Below are 20325 nucleotides of genomic sequence, written 5' to 3'. Positions count from 1 at the left end.
CAGGGAGTGGTGTGGAGCCAAGCATGGCGCGCTTACCCGTGTTGCGTGCCGCGCAAACATCGAGAGTGGAAACCCCGTGTTGCAAGTTTCAACATAACGGCTGTGCTCTCCGTCCGCTGTGAGCGACGAGACTCGTCCCACGTTTCGGTGGCGGGCCCTCGCGCGGGACAATGGGTACGTCCGTGTCTCAACACCTCCCCAGGAAGGTCACGCCGTGTCCACCCACGAGTCTCCCGCCCACGCCTCCGCCGAGAGCGCGTCCGACCACCGCCACCGGGTCGTGGTGATCGGCTCCGGGTTCGGCGGGCTCTTCGGTGCCAAGGCGCTGCGTCGCTCCGACGTCGACATCACGTTGGTGGCCAAGACCACCCACCACCTCTTCCAGCCCCTGCTCTACCAGGTGGCGACCGGCATCCTCTCCGAGGGCGAGATCGCACCGCCGACCCGCGAGGTCCTCGCCGGTCAGCGCAACGCCCAGGTGCTGCTCGGCGAGGTCACCGACATCGACCTGACCGCCCGCACCGTCACCTCCCAGGTGCTCGGCCGCCAGTCGGTCACGCCGTACGACTCCCTGATCGTGGCCGCCGGCGCCGCCCAGTCCTACTTCGGCAACGACCACTTCGCCGAGCACGCGCCCGGGATGAAGAGCATCGACGACGCCCTCGAGCTGCGAGGCCGCATCTTCGGCGCCTTCGAGCTCGCCGAGCTGGGCGCCAAGCGGGGTGAGTCGGTCGACCACCTGCTCACCTTCGTGGTGGTGGGTGCCGGCCCGACGGGGGTGGAGATGGCCGGCCAGATCGCCGAGCTGGCGCACCGCACCCTGCGCAAGGACTTCCGCTCCATCAACACCCGGCAGGCCCGGGTGATCCTGGTCGACGCCGCCCCGCAGGTGCTGCCGCCGTTCGGCGCCAAGCTGGGCGACAACGCCCGCCGCGAGCTCGAGGATCTCGGGGTCGAGGTCATGCTCGGCGCGATGGTCACTGACGTCGACGAGCGCGGGCTGGTGCTGAAGTACAAGGACGGCCGCACCCACCAGCTCGACGCGGTCACCAAGATCTGGGCGGCCGGCGTGCAGGCCTCCCCGCTGGGCAAGCAGCTCTCCGAGCAGACCGGCGCCGGCCTCGACCGCGCCGGGCGGATCCAGGTCAACCCCGACCTCACGCTGCCCGGTCACCCCGAGGTCTTCGTGGTCGGCGACATGATCTCGCTGGACAACCTCCCGGGTGTCGCCCAGGTGGCCATCCAGGGTGCCAAGTACGCCGCCAAGGAGATCGACGGGCGGCTGCGCGGCAAGGCGCCGCAGGGGCCGTTCAGGTACTTCGACAAGGGGTCGATGGCGATCATCAGCCGCTTCAACGCCGTCGCGATGGTCGGTCGGCTCCGGCTGACCGGGGTGCTGGCGTGGCTGATGTGGCTCTTCGTCCACCTCTTCTACATCACCGGCTTCAAGAACCGACTCACCGCGCTGCTGCACTGGGCGATCTCCTTCGTGGGCCGCGGTCGCCAGGAGCGGACCACCACCGAGCAGCAGATCTTCGCGCGCACCGCGCTCGCCCGGCTCGAGCGCGGGGCGGCCGGCCTGGTCTCCGACCCGGGCGACTACGACGCCTCGCGGCGCGAGGCCGAGGAGCGGCGGCGCAGCGAGCTCGAGGAGCAGGCCCGCGAGGAGGCGCGACTCACCGACGACGGGGAGCGCGGCGTCGCCTCGCCCAGCCGGACGAGGGTCTGAGGCCCTACTCGAAGCGGTCGGGCCGCTCGGCGTTCGCAGCGTCGAAGAGCCCGCGTGCCCACTTCGGCACGATGAAGACGCCCTCGGCCTCCACCGTGGGACCGTCGTGGTCGCCGATGGTGCCTCGCGCCACCGTCTTGTAGCCGTCGCGCTCGGCGATCCACGCCTCGCAGCGCAGCGTGCCGAGCCGGGTGGGGCGCTTGTAGCGGATGGTGAGTCCTCCGGTCATCCCGGGCCGTCCGCCGGCACCGCACGCCTCCCCGAGCGCCTGGTCCAGGATGAGGGCGCTGACGCCGCCGTGCACCAACCCGGGCGGGCCCTCGTAGGTGGCCCCGAGCTCGAACTCCGAGGTGGCGCGGCCCTCGGGGTCGCGGGCGAAGCCCAGCGGCGGGGCCACCGGGTTCCGCAGGCCCACGACCGCGTTGCCCCACGCGCGGGTGGTGCCGTCGCTGCTGTAGTGGACGCCGAACGGGCCGTCGAGCCGGCTGGTGCGCAGCCGCGCGGTGATCTCCTCGATCTCCGCCTGGGCGCGACGGATCTCCTCCTCGGCGACGGTGGTGCGCAAGGTGGCGTCGGCCAGCTCGCGCACGCTCTGGGTGAACGGGCCGTAGAGCGCCTCGCGGCGCGCGAGCTCGTCGGGGGAGAGGTCCTCGTGCTGGTACCCGTGCATGCGCGGAGTCTAGGCGCGGGTCAGCCCGCGCTCTTGGACAATGCGAGCCCGAAGGTGGTCGTGGGCTGGTCGACGAGCGCGAGGTGTCCGCCGAGGGAGGAGGCGAGATCCGCGGCGATGGCCAGGCCGAGCCCCTGGCCCTCCCCCTTGGACGAGGTCTCGCCCCGGCGGAAGACGCGGTCGTCGATGGTCCGCGGCCCCTCGTCGGAGACCAGCAGCTGGTGGAAGTCTCCCCGGTCCCGCAGGCTCAGCGTGATCCGGCCGCGGCCGTGGGAGCAGGCGTTCTCGATGAGCACGTCGAGCACCTGGATCACCGGGCCCGGCACCACCTTGACCGGGGTGGGGCCGGACTTCTCGTGGACCAGGGTGTGGCCCTGCTCCTCCACCTGGCGCCGCCAGCGGTCCGCCACGTCCTCCAGCAGGACGTCGAGGTCGAGCTCGACGGCGTCCCCCAGGCGGCGCCCGCGGGCCAGCTCCAGGATCTCGGTGATCGAGCTGCTCAACCGGTCGAGCTCGGAGAGGTAGCTGGTCAGCTCGTCGGCGACCTGCCTCGGGGTCTCGGGCCACATGGAGAGGTCCTCCAGCTGGAGGCGCAGCGCGGTGATCGGGGTGCGCAGCTGGTGCGAGGCGTTGGCGGCGAACTCGCGCTCGCGCTGCACCAGCTCGTCGAGCTGGGTGGAGCCCCGGCGCAGCGCCTCGCCGATCGCCTCGGCCTCCGGGATGCGGTAGTGGGGGAAGTGCACGTCGAACCGGCCGCGGCCCAGGTGCTCGGCGGCGAGGGCGAGCTCGCCGAACGGCCGGGAGAGACGGCGGGCCAGGAAGTACGCGATCGCCCCGGCACCCGAGATCAGGCCCAGACCGATCAGCGCCAGTGGCAGCAGGGCCTGGGAGATCCGCTCGTCGACCAGCGCGTCGGAGCGCGAGAACGTCAGAGTGCCGCCGCTGGGGACGGGCTGGGTCGAGGTGATGTCGTCGTCGGTCCTCACCGGTCCGGCGCTGAAGCTCCGGCCCGCGGGGTCGACGTAGTCGATGGTGATGTCCGGCAGCCGGTGCTCGTCGAGGAACTCCTCGTCGATCGGCTCGCCGTGAGCCGACCGCTCGGCGATGACGAGGCCGAAGAGCTCCGCGGAGCGGGTGAGCATCCTCGTCTCCTGCTCCCGGACCATGTCGGCCACGAGGTAGGCGCGCGGGACCCCGTAGAGGAGGACCACCGCGACCGTCAGTCCGACGAAGCCGGCGATGAGCCGTTCACGCATACGGGCGGTCCTCGAGCCGGAACCCGACTCCGCGCACCGTGGTGATCTCCACCGGGGCGGAGGCCTCCTCGAGCTTCTGCCGCAGGCGGCCGACGGTGGCGTCCAGCGTCTTGGTGGAGCCGAACCAGTTCTCGTCCCAGACCTGGCTGATCAGCTGCTCGCGCCCCACCACGGCACCGCGGGTGGCGTCGAGCATGGCCAGCACGTCGAACTCCTTGGAGGTCGCCGCGAGCTCGCCGTCGGCGAGCCAGATGCGCCGGGCCTGCACGTCGACGCGGAAGCCGGGGGCCTGCGCGGCGGGCTGCGCGGGTGCCGTCTCGGAGCCGTGGCCGCTGCGGCGCAGCAGGGCGCGGGCCCGGGCGAGGAGCTCGGCGAGGCCGAAGGGCTTGGCCAGGTAGTCGTCGGCGCCGACGTCGAGACCGACGACCCGGTCGAGCTCGCCGTCACGGGCGGTCAGGATGATGATCCCGCCGCCGAAGCCCTCCTCGCGGGCCCGGCGGCAGACGTCGAGCCCGTCGGCGTCGGGGAGGCCCAGGTCGAGCAGGAGCAGGTCGATCTCGCCGCTGGCGAGGCGGGGGAGCGCGGGGAGGCCCTCGGCGAGCCGCTCCACGTGGTAGCCCTCGCGCTCGAGGGTGCGGACCAGGGGCGCGGCGATCTTGTCGTCGTCCTCGACGAGGAGCACGTGGGTGGGCATGGTCACAGAGAGTACGGGCGGCGCGTCGACTGCCGCTGGGCCCGGCGCATGCGGGAGTCCACGACCAGCAGCACGAGGCCGAGCACGCAGGCCGTCACCAGCAGGATGCGGGCGACGTTCAGGTCCTCCGGTCCGGAGGCACCGGGCATGCCCAGGGTGAGGGTCAGCACGACGCCACCCAGGACCGCGAGGGAGAGCAGCACCGCGAAGAATCGCGACTCGAACGAGTTGGTGAGCCAGATCGCGACGGCGGCGACCACGGACACGACGAGACCGATCCCCTCCAGCAGGAGGACGGTGGTGGTCGGCCCGGCCAGCATCGGAGGCACCAGGAGCAGCCCGACGAGCAGGATCGCCACGGCCGCGAGCCGTGAGGCCAGGGTGGGGTGGTGGCTGGTCATCAGAAGTCCTTGTCGGAGGGGCCGAGCTCGGCGACGTCGGAGGTCGACGAGCGGTTGCCGAGCAGGTCGGTGACGGAGCCGGAGGGGGTCCACACGAGCCTGCTGCTCTGGTCCACCGTCCGGACCCGGCCCGACGGCGGCTCCTCGTCGAGGGTGAGGGTGACCACGGTCCGGGGGCGACCGGTGGAGGTGTCCGTGGTGGCCGTCATGGTGGCGTTCAGGGTGAACGGCAGGAGCTGGACGTAGTTCATGTCGAGGTTGACCCGGCCGAGGTGGACGCCGACCGGCTCCATCGTGTCGTCGGTGATGAAGCCGAGGCCGAACTTCACCGGGACGGTACGGGGGCTGCCGTCCCAGCCGGACGTGATGCTGGCGAGGTCGACCCGGCGGTTGAACGTGTAGGTGACGACGTCGCCGCGGTCGATCTGGTGGAGGGCACCGGCGCCGTTCGCGGTCTGGATGTCGGCTCCGGCCAGGGCGGGACCGTCGTCGACGGTCCGGTTGGCGAGCGAGGCGGAGGTCTTCAGGTTGCCTGCCCGGTCGGTGGCGACGGCGCGGAGGTCGTAGCGTCCCTCGCCCATCGCGACGGTGGCGGCGCAGCTCCAGGTGGTGCCGGTGGCCGGGGCGGTGGCGGCGGTGCACAGGTCCTGGAAGGCGGTGGTGCCGGTGGGGGCGTACTGGAAGACGACCCGCGCGACTCCGGAGGTGGTGTCCGTGGCGCGGGCGGAGAAGGTCTCGCGGCCGGTCAGCAGGCTGCCCGGATCGACCATGGTCACCGTCGGCGCGGTGTTGTCCACCGTGGAGCGGACCACGGCCGAGGTGGCCTGGTAGCCCGCACGGTCGAGCGCGGTGGCGCGCAGCGCGTGCTGCCCGTCGACGCCCTGGGCGGTCGGCCAGGAGCAGGAGTACGGAGCGGCGGTCGCGGTGCAGAGCAGCGACCAGCCGGTGGTGCCCGGGGCCTGGCGCTCCACGGTCACCTTCGCCACGCCGGACCTGGTGTCGTGGGCGGTGCTCACCACGGGGACGGCACCGCGGACGAAGGCGCCGGGGCTGGTGACGGAGACCGTCGGCGGGGTCCAGTCGTTCGCCGCGCTGACCTTGGCGGTGCTCTGGGTGCTCGCGGTGAAGACCGCGGAGGAGAGACCGGGGAACGCGATGGTCAGGGCGCCGGCGAGCAGGACGACGCCGACCAGGTTCAGGAACCGTGGGCTCTTCATCGGGCGTCCTCCTCTCGGGTGGACCGGGTGCGGGTGGGGTGGGGCGCGGTGAGGTGTCGCGTCGGTTCGACGCTATCGCGCACTCCGCCACCGCTCTTCCACAGAAGGGCCTCAGGAGCTCCCCGGTTTGCTACGCGGCCGTGCTGGGGGCGGAGGGCCGCGTCTCGTCGCAGCACGCGCCGTCGCACGCGGGGGAAGCGTCGTCCCGGCTGTCCCGGGGGTCGTGGTCTGCGGGGTCGTCGTCCGTGCGACGGAGCGCGCGGACCAGGTCGCGCAGGGCCATCAGGGCGATGCCGGCGGCCGGGATGCCGATGACGAGCATCCGGTTGGCGGGGTCGGCGAGGTAGATGAAGGGGTAGCCGAGGTAGGGGATGTCGTAGGCGACCACGGGCTGGGTGTCAGCCAGGAGGCTGAACTTCCAGGGGTCGACGTCGGGGTTGGCGTCGCCCTTGGTGCGGTACACCGGGACGCCCTTCTCGTCGGTCCCGACGGCGCTGATGCGGTGGGTGACCAGGGTGGTCACGCCGCTGTCGGCCGGGGGGACGTAGGTGATGACGTCGCCGACGGCCAGCTCGTCCACCGGCACCTCCTTCTCGAAGACGACGGAGCCCTTCTCGATGGTGCCGGCCATGGAGCCGCCGGTGATGATGTAGCGCTCGTAGCCGAAGAACGACGGGACGAGATAGGCGGCGCACCCGGCCATCACGGCGACCAGCAGCAGCGTGTTGAGCAGTCGCACCGGCCTGCGGAGGGCCTTGACGAGCGTGTTCACGGTGACTCCTGGTCTGGGGTGCCGAGTGCTGGGTGCGGTGTGTCGGCCCGGGGCCGCACAGGGGGGTGGCGGGGCGCCCAGGGGCGCCCCGCCGTATCAACCCTGCTGGGAGCCCGGAGCGGGGATCACTGGTCGGTGGTCTGGCCGTCCAGCTGGACGGAGTCCCACGCGTAGACGGCGTTGGCGGACTTGCCCTGGTCGTCGTTGCCGGTGGCCTGGGCGAGGGCCACGGTGAAGACGAAGGTGTTGGAGTCGCCGTCCTCGATGACGCCGAGGCCCTGCTTCTCCCCGTCGATGAGAGCGCCGAAAGTGCCGGTGAAGACCTGGGTGCCGGTCGTGGTGTTCTTGATCGTCAGGGTGAGGTTCTCACCGGTGAAGCCGTTGTTCGAGGAGACCTCGGTGAGGCCGAACCGGGCATCGAGCGACCCGGTGTTGGTCAGGGTCAGCGAGCCGTTGAGGGTGTCGCCGGGCTTCATCTCCGTCAGGTCGAAGATCGCCTGGCCCTGCTTCGAGTTCTCCTGGGTCAGGGTGCCGGAGGTGACCGAGCTGATGGTGTTGCTGGAGGTCGAGTTGAAGGAGGCGCCCGAGCCCACTGCGATGGCGCCGGCGGCGAGGAGGGTGGCGAGCGGGACGAGGACCTTCTTGGTGTTGCGCATGATCTTCTGCTCCTGGGGTTCTTGACTGCCAGCTTTGTGCCGACCAGCCCGGTTGATGGAAGAAACGCTACGGAGCGGCGATCCACAGGAAGACCACGCGTTTCCTCCCCCAAGCCCCCACTTGAGAACTCTTCAGTAACCCCAGGACACGGAGGTGGTGTCCGGAGGAGACGGGCGGCAGGAGTGGTAGGCCTCCAGGGGCTCGAACCCTGAACCAACGGATTAAAAGTCCGGTGCTCTACCAATTGAGCTAGAGGCCCGGGACGTGGGGATCCTCGTCCGACGAACCCCCGGACAACCCCACGGCCGCGGCGTCATTCTGTCAGAGCCGGGGCGAGGGTGACTCCCAGGCCGTCCCGGCACGCTGCGCTCCTCAGGTGGCTCCCCACGTGGCTCCTCGCGTCTCTCCCCACCTGGGACGTTGGGGCACCAGGAGCAGGAGTTCCGCTGTTCGCCCTCGCTGGCGGTGCTTCGGTGACAGCCTGCTGAAGGACCGCTGGACGTGCTGGCGGCTATGGACCTGGAGGTCTTGTGCGCCCGTCGCCACGCAAGTTGCTCGTTGCCTCAACATCACTCTTCCTCGCCTCGGCCGCGACCGTGCTGATCGCGCCCGGTGCGTCCGCCGCGCCGGGAGGCTCGATCAGCGGCGCCGTCACCGGCCCCCTGGGCGAGCCCCTCGAGTCCGTCGAGGTGTGGGCCAGCACGGACCAGAGCGACTACTACTACGCGGTGAGCCGGCCCGATGGCACCTACACCATCGACGACCTGCCGGCCGACGACTACGTGGTCGAGTTCGGCGACGTGCTCGACGACACCCACGACCTGGCGGGCGAGTACTACGAGGACGTGGCCCGGCGGGCCGACGCCACGTACGTCGTCGTGCCGGACGGCGTACCCGTCGTGGACATCGACGCCGAGCTCGAGGAGTCGGCGCACATCCGGGGCACCGTCACCGTGCCGGACGGCTTCGCGCCGGAGGACGTCAGGGTGGAGGCGTTCGTCGACGTCGGGGGCGACGACTACTCGGAGTGGCAGAACGAGTCCGCCGTCTACGTCCGGCCTGACGGCACCTACGACGTGAACGGCCTCAAGGCCGGCACCTACCGGTTGGGGTTCAGCCACCAGAACCTGGTGGAGGAGTACTACGACGACGTGCTCGACGTCGAGCACGCCGAGGACATCACCGTGGCCGAGGGTGGGGTCGCGGAGGTCGACAACAACGTCGAGCTCGTCGAGGGAGGCAGCATCTCCGGCCACCTGACGGTGGTGGAGGGTCACCCCATCGAGGACTCCCTGTACCTCTACCGGTGGGACGCGCGCACCGAGAGCTGGGACGGCTTCGACTGGGCGTTCGTGAACGACGAGGGTGACTACACCTTCGACAACCTGGCCGACGACACCTACCGTCTCGGCTTCCAGGACTGGAGCGGCGTCTACGCCACGGAGTACTACTCGAACGCGCCGACCGTGGAGCAGGCCGACGACATCGATGTCGTCGAGCGCGCCGACGTCGCCCTGGAGGACTTCGAGCTCGACCTCGCCGCGTCGGTCACCGGACAGGTGACCGACGCGTGGGGCGACCCGCTGCGCGGCGCGAGCGTGACCGTCTACGACCTGGTCGGGGGCTCGTGGCAGCCGCGTACCACCGGTGGGGAGTACAGCGACTACACCGACGAGGACGGTCGCTACGACATCCCGAAGCTGCTGGCCGGCACGGTCCGTCTCGAGTTCGAGCACCACTCCCACAAGACCGAGTACTACCTCGACGCCGCCACCGTGCAGACCGCCACGGACGTGACCGTCACGACCGGCGACACCACGGCCGACATCAACGTCATGCTCGACGAGGAGGAGGACGACTACACCCCGCCCCCCGCCACCGACGAGCCCGTCCCGGCCCCGCCCGCCCCGGCTCCGCCGGTCGTGCTCACGCCGGGCCCCGAGCCTCAGGTCCCCGCGCAGCCGGTCCCCGCGCCCACCGCGCCCGCGCCGGCGCCGGCCATCGGGCTCGGTACGCCGGGTGGCGTCCCGGCCGCGAAGGGCTCGGCCAAGGTCGGTCGCACCCTGAAGGTCGTCGTCGGCACCGTGACGCCCTCGAGCGCCAAGGTGAAGATCCAGTGGTTCGTCAACGGCAAGAAGATCAAGAAGGCGACCAAGTCGAAGTTCAAGATCGCCAAGAAGTACGCCGGCAAGAAGATCCAGGCGAAGGTGACGGTCACCGCGCCGGGCTACCCGAAGCTGGTCACGAAGACCCAGGCCAAGAAGGTCAAGAAGTAGCCGGCTCCTGAGCAGGGCCCGCCGGACTCGTCCGGCGGGGCCCTGTCGGCATTCCAGCCCCGGCCGGCTCCCTCAGGGGTGGCCCGCCCGCCGGACCTCGGCGCGGGGCTCCCGGATTCACGTCCTCGAGTGCGACACCCTAAACTGCATTAACAATGTGTACTAACGTGAGTTCTCGCCGTGACTCCTCCGGCGGCTGCTCGGTGAGGAGCCGGTGATGTCCCCTGCAGACGGTGCGCTGCGGATCGCGATCGTGGGTGCCGGCGCCGCCGGCACGCTGGTCGCCCTCAACCTGGTGCGACAGGGCGCCTCCGGCGCGGGCGGGCTCGCGATCACCTTCGTCGACCCCTCTCCACAGCTCGTCGCCGGTGCCGCGTTCTCCACCACCGACCCCCAGCACCTGCTCAACGTGCCCGCCGCCGGGATGTCGTGCGACCCCGACGACCGCTTCGACTTCGCCACCTGGTGCGCCGAGCAGGGTCTGGTCGCGGGTGACGACGCCAGCTACTGGTTCGCTCCCCGCCGCGAGTGGGCGCGCTACCTGCGCCAGCGCTGGCTGCAGGCGTTGGCCGCGGCCGGTGACCGGGTGGCCGTCTCGCACGTGCACCGCCTCGCTCAGGCCGTCGTACCGACGCCCCAGGGCGTCACCGTCACCACCGACGACGGCGCCGAGCTCCACGCCGACCGGGCGGTGCTGGCCACCGGCCTGCCCAGCGTGGGTGACGCCTGGGCCCCGCGCGACCTCTCCGGTGAGCCCCGCTACATCGCCGACCCCTGGCGCCCGGGTGCCCTCGACCCGATGCTGGCGGAGCTGGCGGCCGCTGGCGACGGCGGGGGCGACGGCGGGGGCGACGTGCTCGTCGTCGGGACCGGCCTGACCATGGTCGACGTGGCGCTCAGCGTCCTCGCCACGGCGCCCGGGCGACGGGTCGTCGCCCTCTCCCGCAACGGACGGCTGCCCCAGCCGCACGCCTCCTCCTACCTGGGTGAGGTCGTCCCCGACGTGCGGGCCTGGGGGACGACGCTGCCCGAGATCCGCGCCGCCGCCCACGCCCACGTCTCCGCGGTCGCCCAGCTCAACGGCGACTGGCGACCCGCGATCGACGGCATCCGCTACCGGGTGGCGGAGCTGTGGAACCGCCTCGCCGTCGCGGACCGCCGGTCGTTCCTGCGCGACGTGGCCGGTGAGTGGGGGGTGCACCGCCACCGCATCCCGCCCGCCAGCGACACCGCCCTGGCCCAGCACCGCGCCGCGGGCCGGCTGGAGGTGCGGGCCGGGAAGATCACGGCCGTCGACGCCGACGGCGACGCGCTCGTCGTCACCGTCGCCGACGGGGAGCGACTCCGGGTCGGCTGGGTCGTCAACTGCACCGGACCGCGGCAGGACCTGCGGACCCTCGGCAACCCGGTCCTGGACAGCCTGCTCGGTGTGGGCGGCGGCGACCCCGTCGCCGGCACCGACGAGCTCGGCCTGGGCCTGCGGAGTCGCGAGGGACAGCTGCTCGGCGTCGACGGCGCGCTGCCGGTATGGGTGCTGGGCGCGCTGCGCCGGGGCGAGCTGTGGGAGAGCACCGCGATCCCGGAGATCCGGGTACAGGCGCTCCAGGTGGCCGCCGCCGTGCTGGGGGCGGGCGCCGAGCCTGAGGTCTGAGTCCTCAGCCTGAGATGGGGTACGTGGGCAGGACAGCCACCCCGATCCGACGGAGTATCCATGGAGAGCACGTCCCTGACCGAGCTCGTCGACCAGCATCTCGCCAAGGCTCGTGAGAGCGGACCCGGCCGCAGCGCCCACACCCTGCACGGCGGGCACGAGCACGCGTTGCGCCAGACGTTGATCGCGCTGCTGGCCGATCACCGGCTCGGCGAGCACGACAGCCCGGGAGAGGCCACGCTCCAGGTGCTGCACGGCCGGGTCCGGCTGCACGCCGGCGACCAGACGTGGGAGGGCGGGCCGGGGGAGTACCTGCTCATCCCCCCGACCCGCCACGACCTCGAGGCCGTCGAGGACGCCGCGGTGCTGCTCACCGTCGCCGTCCACGGGGTCCCGGGGACCTGACCTGGCGGCGTTTCTCGCCGGTTTCCCCGCCTGGGCGGGGAACCACAGGGTTCGTGGGGCCTGCATGCCCCACGAACCCTTCGAACGCCCCACCCACCTCCGCGGGGCAGGACTATCCGAGCCCCTGCGGGGCGTCATACGAAGGGGCGGCGCACGCCCGCCCTCCGTATGACGTCCGCGAGGCGAGGCGGCTCAGAGGAAGCGGCCGCAGTACGGCCACGGCTGGGCGCCGCGCGACTGGTGGAGGAGCTTGGCCCGGTAGGTCTGCTCGGCCGGCGAGGCGAGGTGCGGCATGCCGGAGCCGCCGACGCTGTTCCAGGTGCCGACGTTGAACTGGTAGAGCCCGTAGTAGCCGGCCGGGTTCACGGCGCGGGGGTTGCCGCCCGACTCGCAGCGGGCCAGCGCCGCCCAGTTGAGGCCGCCGGTGCCGGGCACCGTGGTCGCCTTCCGGCCGACCAGCACGCGCCGCGGGGTCGCCTTCTTCAGGGTGGTCCGCTGCACGACGTCGTACTCGACGAGCTTGCCGTTGTGCGTCGTACGGCGCGCCTTGACGCGCTGCACGCCCGGCTTGCCCTGCTGGACGACCTTGCGCTTGCCGGGGTCGATCTTGGTGGTCGAGACCTCGACGGTGCGGGGCTTGATGCGCACCCGCTTGACCTGGGTGCGCTTGCGGACGTCGATCAGCTTGACGCGGTCGCCCTGGCGGACCTTCTTGCCGGTGCCGCTGACGAAGCGGCCCTTGCGGACCACCTTGACCAGGTCGTTGCCGTCGACCTCGATGCCGGAGCCCTCGAGGATCTCGGCCGGCCACGTGCGGGAGTCGGCGGCCACCTGGAAGAGCGGCCGCTGGGGGACGTCGACGGTCACGGCGACCTGGCCGTCGGCCAGGTCCGGCGCGGCGTGCGCGGCCTGGACGGTGCCGGGGACCAGGCCCGTCGACAGGGTGAGCGCCAGGGCGGCCGTGCCGGTTGCGACGACGCCGGGGACGACGCGGCCGAAGCCGCGACGCGACGGGGTGGTGCGGATGTGTGCGCGCAAGTGTTTCCTCATTCGGGCTCTGCGCCGGTGACGGGGGATGCCCTGGCGCTCGGACGCGACGCCGCCTTGCCGGGCATCGAGGTCACGGCGCGGGCGCCTCGCGATGGGGAGGCGCCTCGACGATTTCGGGAGCTCAGCTGCACCGCCGCGACCCGCCCACGACAACACACACCCCCCCGTCGTTGTCCAATCGTCAACGAGTCGGGCGTGTCGCGCCCGCCGCTTCCAGGCGTGGCCCGGCACTGAGGGGGTGAGCCAGTTCACCCTCTAGGCTCGTCCCATGCCCCTGACCGCTCCGGACCTGGTGCGGCTGGCGACCCTGGTGAGCGTGGTCGCCGGAACGGTGCTCTACGGCTGGCTCGGCTTCGCCCTCTTCTTCCTCGTGCTCGGCGGGGTAATGCTGCCCCGCGCGCTGGGCACGCCGGCCTGGTTGGACGCCCTCTTCTGCCTGGTGCTGCTCGTCGGGGCGTGGGCCGCCCAGCTGGACTGGTACGTCACCGTCATGGGTCTGGACCTCGTCGTCCACGCCCTGGCCACCGGCCTGATCGGCGTGCTCTGCTGGCAGCTGCTGGTGCGGGTCGGCGCCCTCCCGTCCCCCGAGCGGGCCGGTGACACGATGGCCCGTCCGCGACTGGGGGCGGTGGTCGTCACCGCCGCGCTGGCAGCCGCGCTGGCGGGCCTCTGGGAGATCGGGGAGTGGGTCGGGCACACCTGGATCGACCCCCGGATCCAGGTCGGGTACGACGACACCGTCGGCGACCTCGCCGCCGGCGTCCTGGGTGCCGTGGTCGCCGGCCTGCTGGTGGCGCGGACCCTCCCGCGTGCCGGCGGGCTCACGACGCGACGAGGTGCCCGGTGAGCCGGCCCACGGTCTCGGTCGTCATCCCGGTGCGCGACGACGCCGTCGAGCTGGCCGCGTGCCTGCGCCTGCTGGCGGACCAGACGGTGCCGCCCCTGGAGGTCGTGGTGGTCGACAACGGGTCGAGCGACGACTCCGCGGCCGTGGCCCGGGCGCACGGCGCCCGGGTGGTGGTCGAGCCGCGGGCGGGAATCCCGCCCGCCGCCGCCGCCGGCTACGACGCCGCTCGGGGCGAGGTCATCGGGCGGCTCGACGCCGACTCCCGCCCCGGCCCCGACTGGGTGGCCCAGGTCGCGCGGGCGATGGCGGACCCGCGGGTCGACGCCGTCACCGGTGGGGGACGGTTCCACGACCTCCCCCCGGGGCTGCGCCAGCTCGCCGGCCTGGTCTACCTCGGCTCCTACTTCGCGCTCACCCACCTGGCCCTGGGGCACCTGCCGCTGTGGGGCTCGAGCATGGCGGTGCGCCGCCGCGCCTGGGAGCGCGTCCGCGCCGGGGTGCACACCACCGCCGACGTGCACGACGACCTCGACCTGGCCTTCGTCCTCGGCCCCCGCGCCCTCATCCGCTTCGTGCCCGGGATGAGGGTCGGCGTCTCCGGGCGGTCGGTGCGCGGGCTGCCGCAGCTGCGCCGCCGGATGGCGCGCGCCGTCACCACGCTCCGGCTCAACTGGGCGGTGCAGCCGCCGTGGGAGCGGTGGCAGGCCAGCCTGCGGGAGCGCCGGCTCAGCGCAGCGCGATCCAGATCATCAGCTGGGTGACCAGGAAGCCGGTGAGGAAGTTGAGCAGGAGGAAGCGGCGCCACCCGGCGTTCGCCCGCTCGCACTCCTCGTCGGTGATCGACAGGTACGGCGCCACGTTGGCGACGTACGGCAGCACCAGCGCCGCGGAGAGCAGCGCGGGCCAGGGCAGCAGCAGGAGCAGCAGGCCCGCCAGCAGGTAGGCCCCGAGGGCGAACCAGGTGGTGGTCCGGGCGCCCATCACCGTGCCGATCGAGCCGATCCCGCCCGCGCGGTCGGCGACGACGTCCTGCACGGCCCCGAAGGCGTGCGACCCCACACCCCACGCGAAGAACCCGCCAAGGGCGGCGAGCACGGTCCCGTCCAGGGTGACGTCGGCGCCGCGGGCGGCCGCCAGCGCGAGACCGAAGGCGGCCGGGCTGACGAAGTGGGTGCTCGAGGTCACCGAGTCGAGGAACGGCCGCTCCTTGAAGCGCAGCCCGGGCGCGGAGTAGGCGACCACCGCGAAGACGCTCACCGCCAGCACCAGTGCCGAGGTCGGCGACCCGAGCACCAGCAGCGCCACCACGAACGGCAGGTTGGAGAGCCCCGCGGCCCACAGCGTGGCGCGGTGCAGCCCCCGGTCCAGGACCACCCCCTCCACGCCGCCCTTGCGGGGGTTGCGCAGGTCGGACTCGTAGTCGAAGACGTCGTTCACGCCGTACATCAGCAGGTTGTAGGGGACCAGGAACCACAGGCAGCCGAGCCAGAACGCCGCGTCGAGGCCGCCGCCGGCGAGCAGGTAGGCGGCACCGAACGGGAAGGCGGTGTTGACCCACGACAGGGGGCGCGAGGAGGCGAGCAGCTGGGCGACCCGGCCTCCGCGCGAGCCCCGGCGGCCGGGGGAGAGCAGCAGCACCACCGACGGCACCACGGCCGCCGCCGCCAGCGGCCAGGCGAAGTCCTCCAGCGGCGCCAGACCCACGTGCACCCCGGAGAGGGAGCTCTCGTCGAAGCGGAAGAGGTCGGCGGCGATCATCAGCGAGTCGAAGACGGCGGTGAGGACCACCAGCGCGAGGGCGGTCGCCGCGGTGGCGGCCCACCAGTAGCGGTCGGGGCGGCGGAGCAGGACCGCCAGCAGGAGCACCGGCAGCGTCGCGGCCAGGAAGAGGCCGGCCAGTCCCAGGTAGGTCACGGCGCGCCCTCCTGGTGGCTGGAGACCCCGGGGCCCTCCGGGGTGCGGGGGGTGAGCAGCATCCGGAAGAGCCCGTGCAGCACCCCGGTGAGATAGCTGAGGAAGACGATGAAGAAGAGCTCCTCGACGGGGAGCTCGGGGGCCACCTCGAGGCCGGTCATCGCGGGGGAGTCGCCCTTGCTGTAGTGCGCCAGCTCGATCGCCACCAGGTCCCAGACCAGGAAGAGGACGAAGCCGGCGGCCACCGCGGCCAGGGCCACCCGCGGCCGGTGGAAGAGGAAGAGCCGCCAGCGGTGGTCGACCAGGCCCATGCAGAGGGTGGAGACGACCACGAAACCCAGGTAGAGCAGGCTCACACGGCCCCCCGCGGCCGGCCCCGGTGCCGGGGCCGGGGAAGCGCGTCCGGCTCGGCCGACGGTCCCGTCGAGCGGTCGCCGCGCAGTCGCTTGAGCACCAGCTCGGCGCTGATCAGGCACATCGGCAGCCCGACGCCCGGGATGGTGCTCGAGCCGGCGTAGAGCAGCCCCTCGACCCGGCGGGAGGCGTTGCGGGCCCGCAGGAAGGCGCTCTGCCGCAGCGTGTGGCCGGGGCCGAGCATGCCGCCGGACCACGCGTTGAGGTCGGCGGCGAAGTCGCCGGGGCCGACCGTGCGGCGTACCACGATCCGCTCCGCGAGGTCGGGGACGCCCGCCCACTCCGCGACCTGGGCGATCGCGGCGTCGGCCACCTTCTCCACTCCCGCGTCGCCGGCCCCGTCGGTGCCACCGCGTCCCAGCCCGGGGTCGGCCGGGACGGGGACGAGGATGAAGAGGTTCTCGCTGCCCTCGGGGGCCACCGAGGGGTCGGTGGCCGAGGGGCGGCAGACGTAGGAGGAGGCCGGGTCCGGGACCCGCCCTGGGCGGCCGAGGACGTCGCCGAAGTTCCGGTCCCAGTCGCTGGTGAAGAACATCGTGTGGTGCTCCAGCTCCGGCAGCGCGCCCGCCACGCCGAGGTAGACCAGGACCGCGCCGGGACCGGGGTCGCGCCGTCGCCACCAGGACTCCGGGTAGGTCTGCAGGTCGCGGGGGAGCAGCTCGGTCTCCAGGTGGTGGAGGTCTGCCGCCCCGACCACGACGTCGGCGGGCTGGCGGTGCTCCGCCCCGGAGGCGTCGCGCCAGGCGACCCCGCAGACCCGGGCCCGGGTCCGCCCGCGGCGTCCGGCCGGTGCGGTGTCGAGCGAGGTCACCGTCGCCCCCGTGTGGATCCGGACGCCCCGGTCCCGCGCCAGGTCGGCGATCGCCTCGATCAGCCGGCTGAAGCCGCCCTGGGGGTAGAGCACCCCGTCGGCGAGGTCGAGGGAGCTCATCAGGTGGTACATCGACGGGGTCCTGGCCGGGGAGGAGCCGAGGAAGACGGCGGGGTAGCCCAGCACCTGGCGCAGCCGCGGGTCGGTGAAGCGGGCGGCGACGTGCGACTCCAGCGACCGGCCGAGCAGCCCGAGCAGCGTCGGGGTGCGCCGGAGCACCTCGGGGTGGAGCAGGGAGCGCGGGGAGTCGAAGCTGGTGTAGAGGAAGTGGTCGACCGCCATCCGGTAGGCGTCCGAGGCCGACGCCAGGTACTCCGCGAGCCGCTTGCCCGCGCCCGGCTCCACGGAGTCGAAGGTGGCGAGGTTCCGGTCCCGGTCGGTGTGGATCTCCAGCGGCTCGTCGTACCCCTCGAAGAAGACCCGGTAGCCCGGATCCAGCAGCGTCAGGTCGAGCTGCTCCTCGGCGCTGGTGCCGAGCAGCCGGAAGAAGTGGTCGAAGACCTCGGGCATCAGGTACCACGACGGGCCGGTGTCGAAGCGGAACCCGTCCTTGCTCCAGCTGCCCGCCCGGCCGCCCACCTCGTCGCGCTGCTCGAAGAGGTCGACCGACCAGCCGTCGTCGGCCAGCAGGGCGGCGGTGGCCAGCCCGGCGATGCCGCCGCCGACCACCGCGACGCGCCGGCGGTCCGGGGCGCTCTCGGCGCCGCCGGCTGCGAGGGGCTCGGTCACGAGACGCCCCTCGCCACCGCGCGGGCGATCACCTGCGCCTTGCGCGCCCCGGGCACCCGGATCCGGCGGGTGCGGATCTCCTCGGGCGGGGTCTGGCGGAGCCGGCGGGAGAGCTCGGCGAAGAGCGCGTGGGCGGCGGCGACGGCACGCCGGCTCCCGGTGGGCAGCCGGTGCACCACGGCGGCGGCCGCCGTGAGGTCGGCGTCGATGTCGTCGAGGAGCCGGTCGCGGTCGGCCGCGTCGAAGGCCTCCACGTCGAGGCCGGGGAAGTAGCTGCGCCCCAGCTCGTCGCAGTCGGAGGCCAGGTCGCGCAGGAAGTTGACCTTCTGGAAGGCGGCGCCGAGGCGGCGGGCGCCGCCGCGGAGCTCGAGGTACTCCCGCTCGGCACCGGGACGCCCGACCAGGAAGGCGCGCAGGCACATCAGACCCACGACCTCGGCCGACCCGTAGACGTACTCCGCGAAGCTCTCCTCGTCGTGCTCCTCGCGGAAGAGGTCGGTGCGCATCGAGGCGAAGAACGGGTCGATCAGCTCGGGCCCGACGCCGCAGGTGCGGGCCGTGCGGGCGAAGGCGTGGACCACCAGGTTGGCGCTGTGCCCGGTGCGCAGCGCGTCGTGCACGTCGGCCTGCAGCCCGTCGAGCAGCAGCGCCTGGTGGGCGCGGCGCCCGTCGGGGCGGGGCGCGTCCACGATCTCGTCGGCGACCCGCACCAGGGCGTAGACGTTGCACACGTGGGTGCGGACCGGCTCGGTGAGCAGGCGCGAGGCCATCCCGAAGGAGGTCGAGTAGCGCTTGATCACCAGCGCCGAGGTGGCCTCGGCGACCTGGTCGTAGAGCTCGTACGGCGCGGGCGGGCCGCCTGCGCCGTCCGGCCCGGGTCCGTGCGGGAGCGGTGGGTTCGTCGCGGCGCTCATGCCGCCCCCGCGGCTGCCACCGCCACGGTCGGCGGGTGAGCGTGCGGTGCGGCGGGCCGGGGCGACCACGCCTGCACCAGCGGGTCGACCAGGCGCTCGTGGAGGTCGAAGGCGCTGGCCTGGGCGCGGGCCGCGTCCAGGTGCTCCGCCGCCAGCGACTCCACGAAGTCGCGCGAGCCTGCCTCGACCAGGGCGCTGCGGATCTCGGCGGCCTGTGCCTCGGTCAATGCCGGGTCGCCGAGGTGGCGTGCCACCCGCGGCCAGTGCGGGCTCCGCGCGGCGTGCACCACCAGGGGGGTGCGCTTGCCCTCGCGCAGGTCGCCGAGCGGGTCCTTGCCGGTCACCTCGCCCGCCCCGAAGACCCCCTGCAGGTCGTCGAGGAGCTGGAAGGCGATGCCCAGACGCCGCCCGACCTCGCCGAGGGCCCGTACGACGTGCTCCTCGGCGCCGGCCAGCACGGCGCCGGCCTGCATCGGGAGCACGAAGGAGTAGGCGGCCGTCTTGTACTCCGCCATCTCCAGCGCCTCGACCAGCGCCTCCTCCGGGGCGCTGGCACCGGCGCCGTGGGCGAGCCGGACGTCGGCCAGCTCTCCGGCGGCCGAGACGAGGAGGGTGGTGTCGAGGAGGTCCAGCAGCCGGGTCACCACCGCCGGCTCGGCCCCGCAGGTGGCGACCGCGCGGACCGAGGCCGCGAGGGCCAGGTCCCCGGTCAGCACCGCGCCGGCGCGGGCGTAGACGTCGTCGCCCGCGGTGCCGTCGTCCCCCGCCCGGCGCTCGCCGGGGAGGGCGCGGGCGTCGGCCCGGAACCAGCCCGGCACGCTCGGCCGCCCCCGCCGGGTGTCGTCGTTGTCGATCACGTCGTCATGGATCACGAAGGCGGTGTGCAGCAGCTCGACGGCCGCCGCGACCCGGTCGACCACGGCGGAGCGCGAGGCGGTCACCTCGTCGCGGGCGAGCGCCTCGTGCACGCTGGTGAGCATCCACGGGCGGAACCGCTTCCCGCCCTGGCTGCCCAGGTCGAGGGCGGCGGCCAGCGCGGCCCGGTCGCGGGGAAGCCCCTGGAGCTGCCGGGCCGGTCTCAGGAGGCGGTCGATCTCGCGCTGGACGGTCATCGGTCGGTCTCCTGGGTGGGCGGGTCCGGGTCCGGGTCGGGCTCGGTGCGGGGGGCGATCAGCGCGGACCACGAGTCGGCGGCGTCGAGGGCGGCCGCCTGCTCGCGCAGCCACGGGCTGAGCGCCCACGGGGCGGCGGCGAGCGCGGTCCGCAGGTCGTCCACCTCGACCCAGGCGTGCTCGACCACCTCGTCGGGGTCGGGCTCGGGGGGCGCGGCGGCGAAGGCGCGGAAGACGGGACAGAACTCGTTCTCCACCACCCCCGAGGCGTCGACCGCGCGGTAGGAGAAGTCGGGCAGGAGCGGGGTGACGCCCGTGACCTCGAGGCCGAGCTCGGCGCGGCCGTGGCGGCGTACGGCGGCCACCACCGCCTCGTCGGGGCGGGGGTGGCCGCAGAAGGAGTTGGTCCACACGCCCGGCCAGGAGCGCTTGCCCAGGGCGCGGCGGGTCATCAGCACCCGGCCCGCGCCGTCCAGGAGCCAGCAGGAGAAGGCCAGGTGCAACGGGGTGTGAGTGCCGTGCACGTCCTCGCGGGGAGCGGTCCCGACGGGGAGGTGCTGCTCGTCGAGCAGGACGACGAGGTCGCGAGGGTCGCCCGAGGGGAGACGGTCGGGCAGCGTCTGACCCCCCGGGGTCGAGGACCCGGGACCCGTTTCTCGGGTGAGGGTGCGTTCCATCGCCGTACCTCCAGTGTCGGAACAGACAGCGTATTACTAGGCAAACTAGATATCAACCTAGTAAGATAC

General features: G+C 72.9%; 20 protein-coding genes and 1 tRNA gene. 6 read left to right on the top strand and 15 right to left on the bottom strand.

All coding sequences use genetic code 11. The features are described 5' to 3' along the window. The first annotated feature begins 214 nt into the window (after positions 1–214). Complete coding sequence (locus AC3X7R_RS03055) at positions 215–1729, top strand: NAD(P)/FAD-dependent oxidoreductase (RefSeq protein ID WP_489964082.1); 1515 nt, start codon at positions 215–217, stop codon at positions 1727–1729. Between the two features lie 4 nt (positions 1730–1733). Here AC3X7R_RS03055 and AC3X7R_RS03050 read toward each other — a convergent pair whose 3' ends face one another. The 8 genes from AC3X7R_RS03050 to AC3X7R_RS03015 form a co-directional block, all read right to left on the bottom strand. Beyond that, on the bottom strand, positions 1734–2399 hold the full coding sequence (locus AC3X7R_RS03050) for a PaaI family thioesterase (protein WP_489964081.1): 666 nt from the start codon (positions 2397–2399) through the stop codon (positions 1734–1736). Positions 2400–2419: 20 nt separating this feature from the next. Continuing rightward, positions 2420–3655 carry a sensor histidine kinase gene (locus tag AC3X7R_RS03045; RefSeq protein WP_489964080.1) on the bottom strand — a complete coding sequence of 412 codons (1236 nt, stop codon included), beginning with the start codon at positions 3653–3655 and terminating at the stop codon, positions 2420–2422. Next, positions 3648–4349, bottom strand: a complete 702-nt coding sequence (locus AC3X7R_RS03040; RefSeq protein ID WP_489964079.1) for a response regulator transcription factor — start codon at positions 4347–4349, stop codon at positions 3648–3650. Before AC3X7R_RS03040 ends, AC3X7R_RS03045 begins: the two co-directional genes overlap by 8 nt. Before the next feature lie 2 nt (positions 4350–4351). After that, positions 4352–4750 carry a hypothetical protein gene (locus tag AC3X7R_RS03035; RefSeq protein WP_489964078.1) on the bottom strand — a complete coding sequence of 133 codons (399 nt, stop codon included), beginning with the start codon at positions 4748–4750 and terminating at the stop codon, positions 4352–4354. Beyond that, positions 4750–5967, bottom strand: a complete 1218-nt coding sequence (locus tag AC3X7R_RS03030) for an Ig-like domain-containing protein (RefSeq protein ID WP_489964077.1) — start codon at positions 5965–5967, stop codon at positions 4750–4752. The genes AC3X7R_RS03035 and AC3X7R_RS03030 overlap by 1 nt, the downstream gene beginning before the upstream one ends. A gap of 130 nt (positions 5968–6097) precedes the next feature. Beyond that, positions 6098–6739, bottom strand: coding sequence for a signal peptidase I (locus tag AC3X7R_RS03025; RefSeq protein WP_489964076.1), 642 nt, complete (start codon positions 6737–6739; stop codon positions 6098–6100). Positions 6740–6864: 125 nt separating this feature from the next. Next, positions 6865–7395, bottom strand: coding sequence for a TasA family protein (locus AC3X7R_RS03020; protein WP_489964075.1), 531 nt, complete (start codon positions 7393–7395; stop codon positions 6865–6867). 184 nt (positions 7396–7579) lie between these two features. Beyond that, positions 7580–7655, bottom strand: a tRNA-Lys gene (locus AC3X7R_RS03015). Positions 7656–7947: 292 nt separating this feature from the next. Between AC3X7R_RS03015 and AC3X7R_RS03010 the strand changes: the two genes are divergently transcribed. The 3 genes from AC3X7R_RS03010 to AC3X7R_RS03000 all read left to right on the top strand — a co-directional run bounded on the left by AC3X7R_RS03010 (position 7948) and on the right by AC3X7R_RS03000 (position 11728). Then, complete coding sequence (locus AC3X7R_RS03010; RefSeq protein WP_489964074.1) at positions 7948–9672, top strand: carboxypeptidase-like regulatory domain-containing protein; 1725 nt, start codon at positions 7948–7950, stop codon at positions 9670–9672. 217 nt (positions 9673–9889) lie between these two features. Further along, positions 9890–11323: an FAD/NAD(P)-binding protein gene (locus AC3X7R_RS03005; RefSeq protein WP_489964073.1), complete on the top strand. Its 1434-nt coding sequence runs from the start codon at positions 9890–9892 to the stop codon at positions 11321–11323. A gap of 60 nt (positions 11324–11383) precedes the next feature. After that, complete coding sequence (locus tag AC3X7R_RS03000) at positions 11384–11728, top strand: cupin domain-containing protein (RefSeq protein WP_489964072.1); 345 nt, start codon at positions 11384–11386, stop codon at positions 11726–11728. A gap of 192 nt (positions 11729–11920) precedes the next feature. On the opposite strand, the gene AC3X7R_RS02995 is transcribed toward AC3X7R_RS03000, so the two are convergent. Continuing rightward, positions 11921–12766: a resuscitation-promoting factor gene (locus AC3X7R_RS02995; protein WP_489964071.1), complete on the bottom strand. Its 846-nt coding sequence runs from the start codon at positions 12764–12766 to the stop codon at positions 11921–11923. A 280-nt stretch (positions 12767–13046) separates the two neighbouring features. Between AC3X7R_RS02995 and AC3X7R_RS02990 the strand changes: the two genes are divergently transcribed. After that, positions 13047–13625, top strand: coding sequence for a DUF2238 domain-containing protein (locus tag AC3X7R_RS02990; protein ID WP_489964070.1), 579 nt, complete (start codon positions 13047–13049; stop codon positions 13623–13625). Next, positions 13622–14386, top strand: a complete 765-nt coding sequence (locus AC3X7R_RS02985; RefSeq protein ID WP_489964069.1) for a glycosyltransferase family 2 protein — start codon at positions 13622–13624, stop codon at positions 14384–14386. The genes AC3X7R_RS02990 and AC3X7R_RS02985 overlap by 4 nt, the downstream gene beginning before the upstream one ends. On the opposite strand, the gene AC3X7R_RS02980 is transcribed toward AC3X7R_RS02985, so the two are convergent. Genes AC3X7R_RS02980 through idi form a run of 6 tightly spaced genes read right to left on the bottom strand, consistent with a single transcriptional unit; the run spans position 14352 to position 20256 of the window. Further along, positions 14352–15539 (bottom strand): prenyltransferase, encoded by a 1188-nt coding sequence (locus tag AC3X7R_RS02980; RefSeq protein ID WP_489964068.1) that lies wholly within the window; start codon positions 15537–15539, stop codon positions 14352–14354. The two genes, AC3X7R_RS02985 and AC3X7R_RS02980, sit on opposite strands and share 35 nt — an antisense overlap. Next, positions 15536–15895 (bottom strand): lycopene cyclase domain-containing protein, encoded by a 360-nt coding sequence (locus tag AC3X7R_RS02975; RefSeq protein ID WP_489964067.1) that lies wholly within the window; start codon positions 15893–15895, stop codon positions 15536–15538. Before AC3X7R_RS02975 ends, AC3X7R_RS02980 begins: the two co-directional genes overlap by 4 nt. Next, positions 15892–17553 (bottom strand): phytoene desaturase family protein, encoded by a 1662-nt coding sequence (gene crtI, locus AC3X7R_RS02970; RefSeq protein ID WP_489964066.1) that lies wholly within the window; start codon positions 17551–17553, stop codon positions 15892–15894. Before crtI ends, AC3X7R_RS02975 begins: the two co-directional genes overlap by 4 nt. Then, positions 17550–18467, bottom strand: a complete 918-nt coding sequence (locus tag AC3X7R_RS02965) for a phytoene/squalene synthase family protein (protein WP_489964065.1) — start codon at positions 18465–18467, stop codon at positions 17550–17552. Before AC3X7R_RS02965 ends, crtI begins: the two co-directional genes overlap by 4 nt. After that, on the bottom strand, positions 18464–19579 hold the full coding sequence (locus tag AC3X7R_RS02960) for a polyprenyl synthetase family protein (RefSeq protein ID WP_489964064.1): 1116 nt from the start codon (positions 19577–19579) through the stop codon (positions 18464–18466). Before AC3X7R_RS02960 ends, AC3X7R_RS02965 begins: the two co-directional genes overlap by 4 nt. After that, the gene (gene idi / locus AC3X7R_RS02955; RefSeq protein ID WP_489964063.1) at positions 19576–20256 is read right to left on the bottom strand and encodes an isopentenyl-diphosphate Delta-isomerase; all 681 of its coding nucleotides are present in this window, start codon (positions 20254–20256) and stop codon (positions 19576–19578) included. Before idi ends, AC3X7R_RS02960 begins: the two co-directional genes overlap by 4 nt. Positions 20257–20325: the final 69 nt, after the last annotated feature.

The sequence above is a fragment of the Nocardioides sp. Z22_16 genome, assembly GCF_058134365.1.
This window is presented reverse-complemented; position numbering and strand designations above follow the sequence as displayed.

What these genes read in the sequence shown, in the direction of transcription:
- AC3X7R_RS03050 (WP_489964081.1), bottom strand. Translation starts at nt 2,399, where the DNA reads ATGCACGGGTACCAGCACGAGGACCTCTCCCCCGACGAGCTCGCGCGC.
- AC3X7R_RS03045 (WP_489964080.1), bottom strand. Translation starts at nt 3,655, where the DNA reads ATGCGTGAACGGCTCATCGCCGGCTTCGTCGGACTGACGGTCGCGGTG.
- AC3X7R_RS03040 (WP_489964079.1), bottom strand. Translation starts at nt 4,349, where the DNA reads ATGCCCACCCACGTGCTCCTCGTCGAGGACGACGACAAGATCGCCGCG.
- AC3X7R_RS03035 (WP_489964078.1), bottom strand. Translation starts at nt 4,750, where the DNA reads ATGACCAGCCACCACCCCACCCTGGCCTCACGGCTCGCGGCCGTGGCG.
- AC3X7R_RS03030 (WP_489964077.1), bottom strand. Translation starts at nt 5,967, where the DNA reads ATGAAGAGCCCACGGTTCCTGAACCTGGTCGGCGTCGTCCTGCTCGCC.
- AC3X7R_RS03020 (WP_489964075.1), bottom strand. Translation starts at nt 7,395, where the DNA reads ATGCGCAACACCAAGAAGGTCCTCGTCCCGCTCGCCACCCTCCTCGCC.
- AC3X7R_RS03005 (WP_489964073.1), top strand. Translation starts at nt 9,890, where the DNA reads ATGTCCCCTGCAGACGGTGCGCTGCGGATCGCGATCGTGGGTGCCGGC.
- AC3X7R_RS03000 (WP_489964072.1), top strand. Translation starts at nt 11,384, where the DNA reads ATGGAGAGCACGTCCCTGACCGAGCTCGTCGACCAGCATCTCGCCAAG.
- AC3X7R_RS02990 (WP_489964070.1), top strand. Translation starts at nt 13,047, where the DNA reads ATGCCCCTGACCGCTCCGGACCTGGTGCGGCTGGCGACCCTGGTGAGC.
- AC3X7R_RS02965 (WP_489964065.1), bottom strand. Translation starts at nt 18,467, where the DNA reads ATGAGCGCCGCGACGAACCCACCGCTCCCGCACGGACCCGGGCCGGAC.
- AC3X7R_RS02960 (WP_489964064.1), bottom strand. Translation starts at nt 19,579, where the DNA reads ATGACCGTCCAGCGCGAGATCGACCGCCTCCTGAGACCGGCCCGGCAG.
- idi (WP_489964063.1), bottom strand. Translation starts at nt 20,256, where the DNA reads ATGGAACGCACCCTCACCCGAGAAACGGGTCCCGGGTCCTCGACCCCG.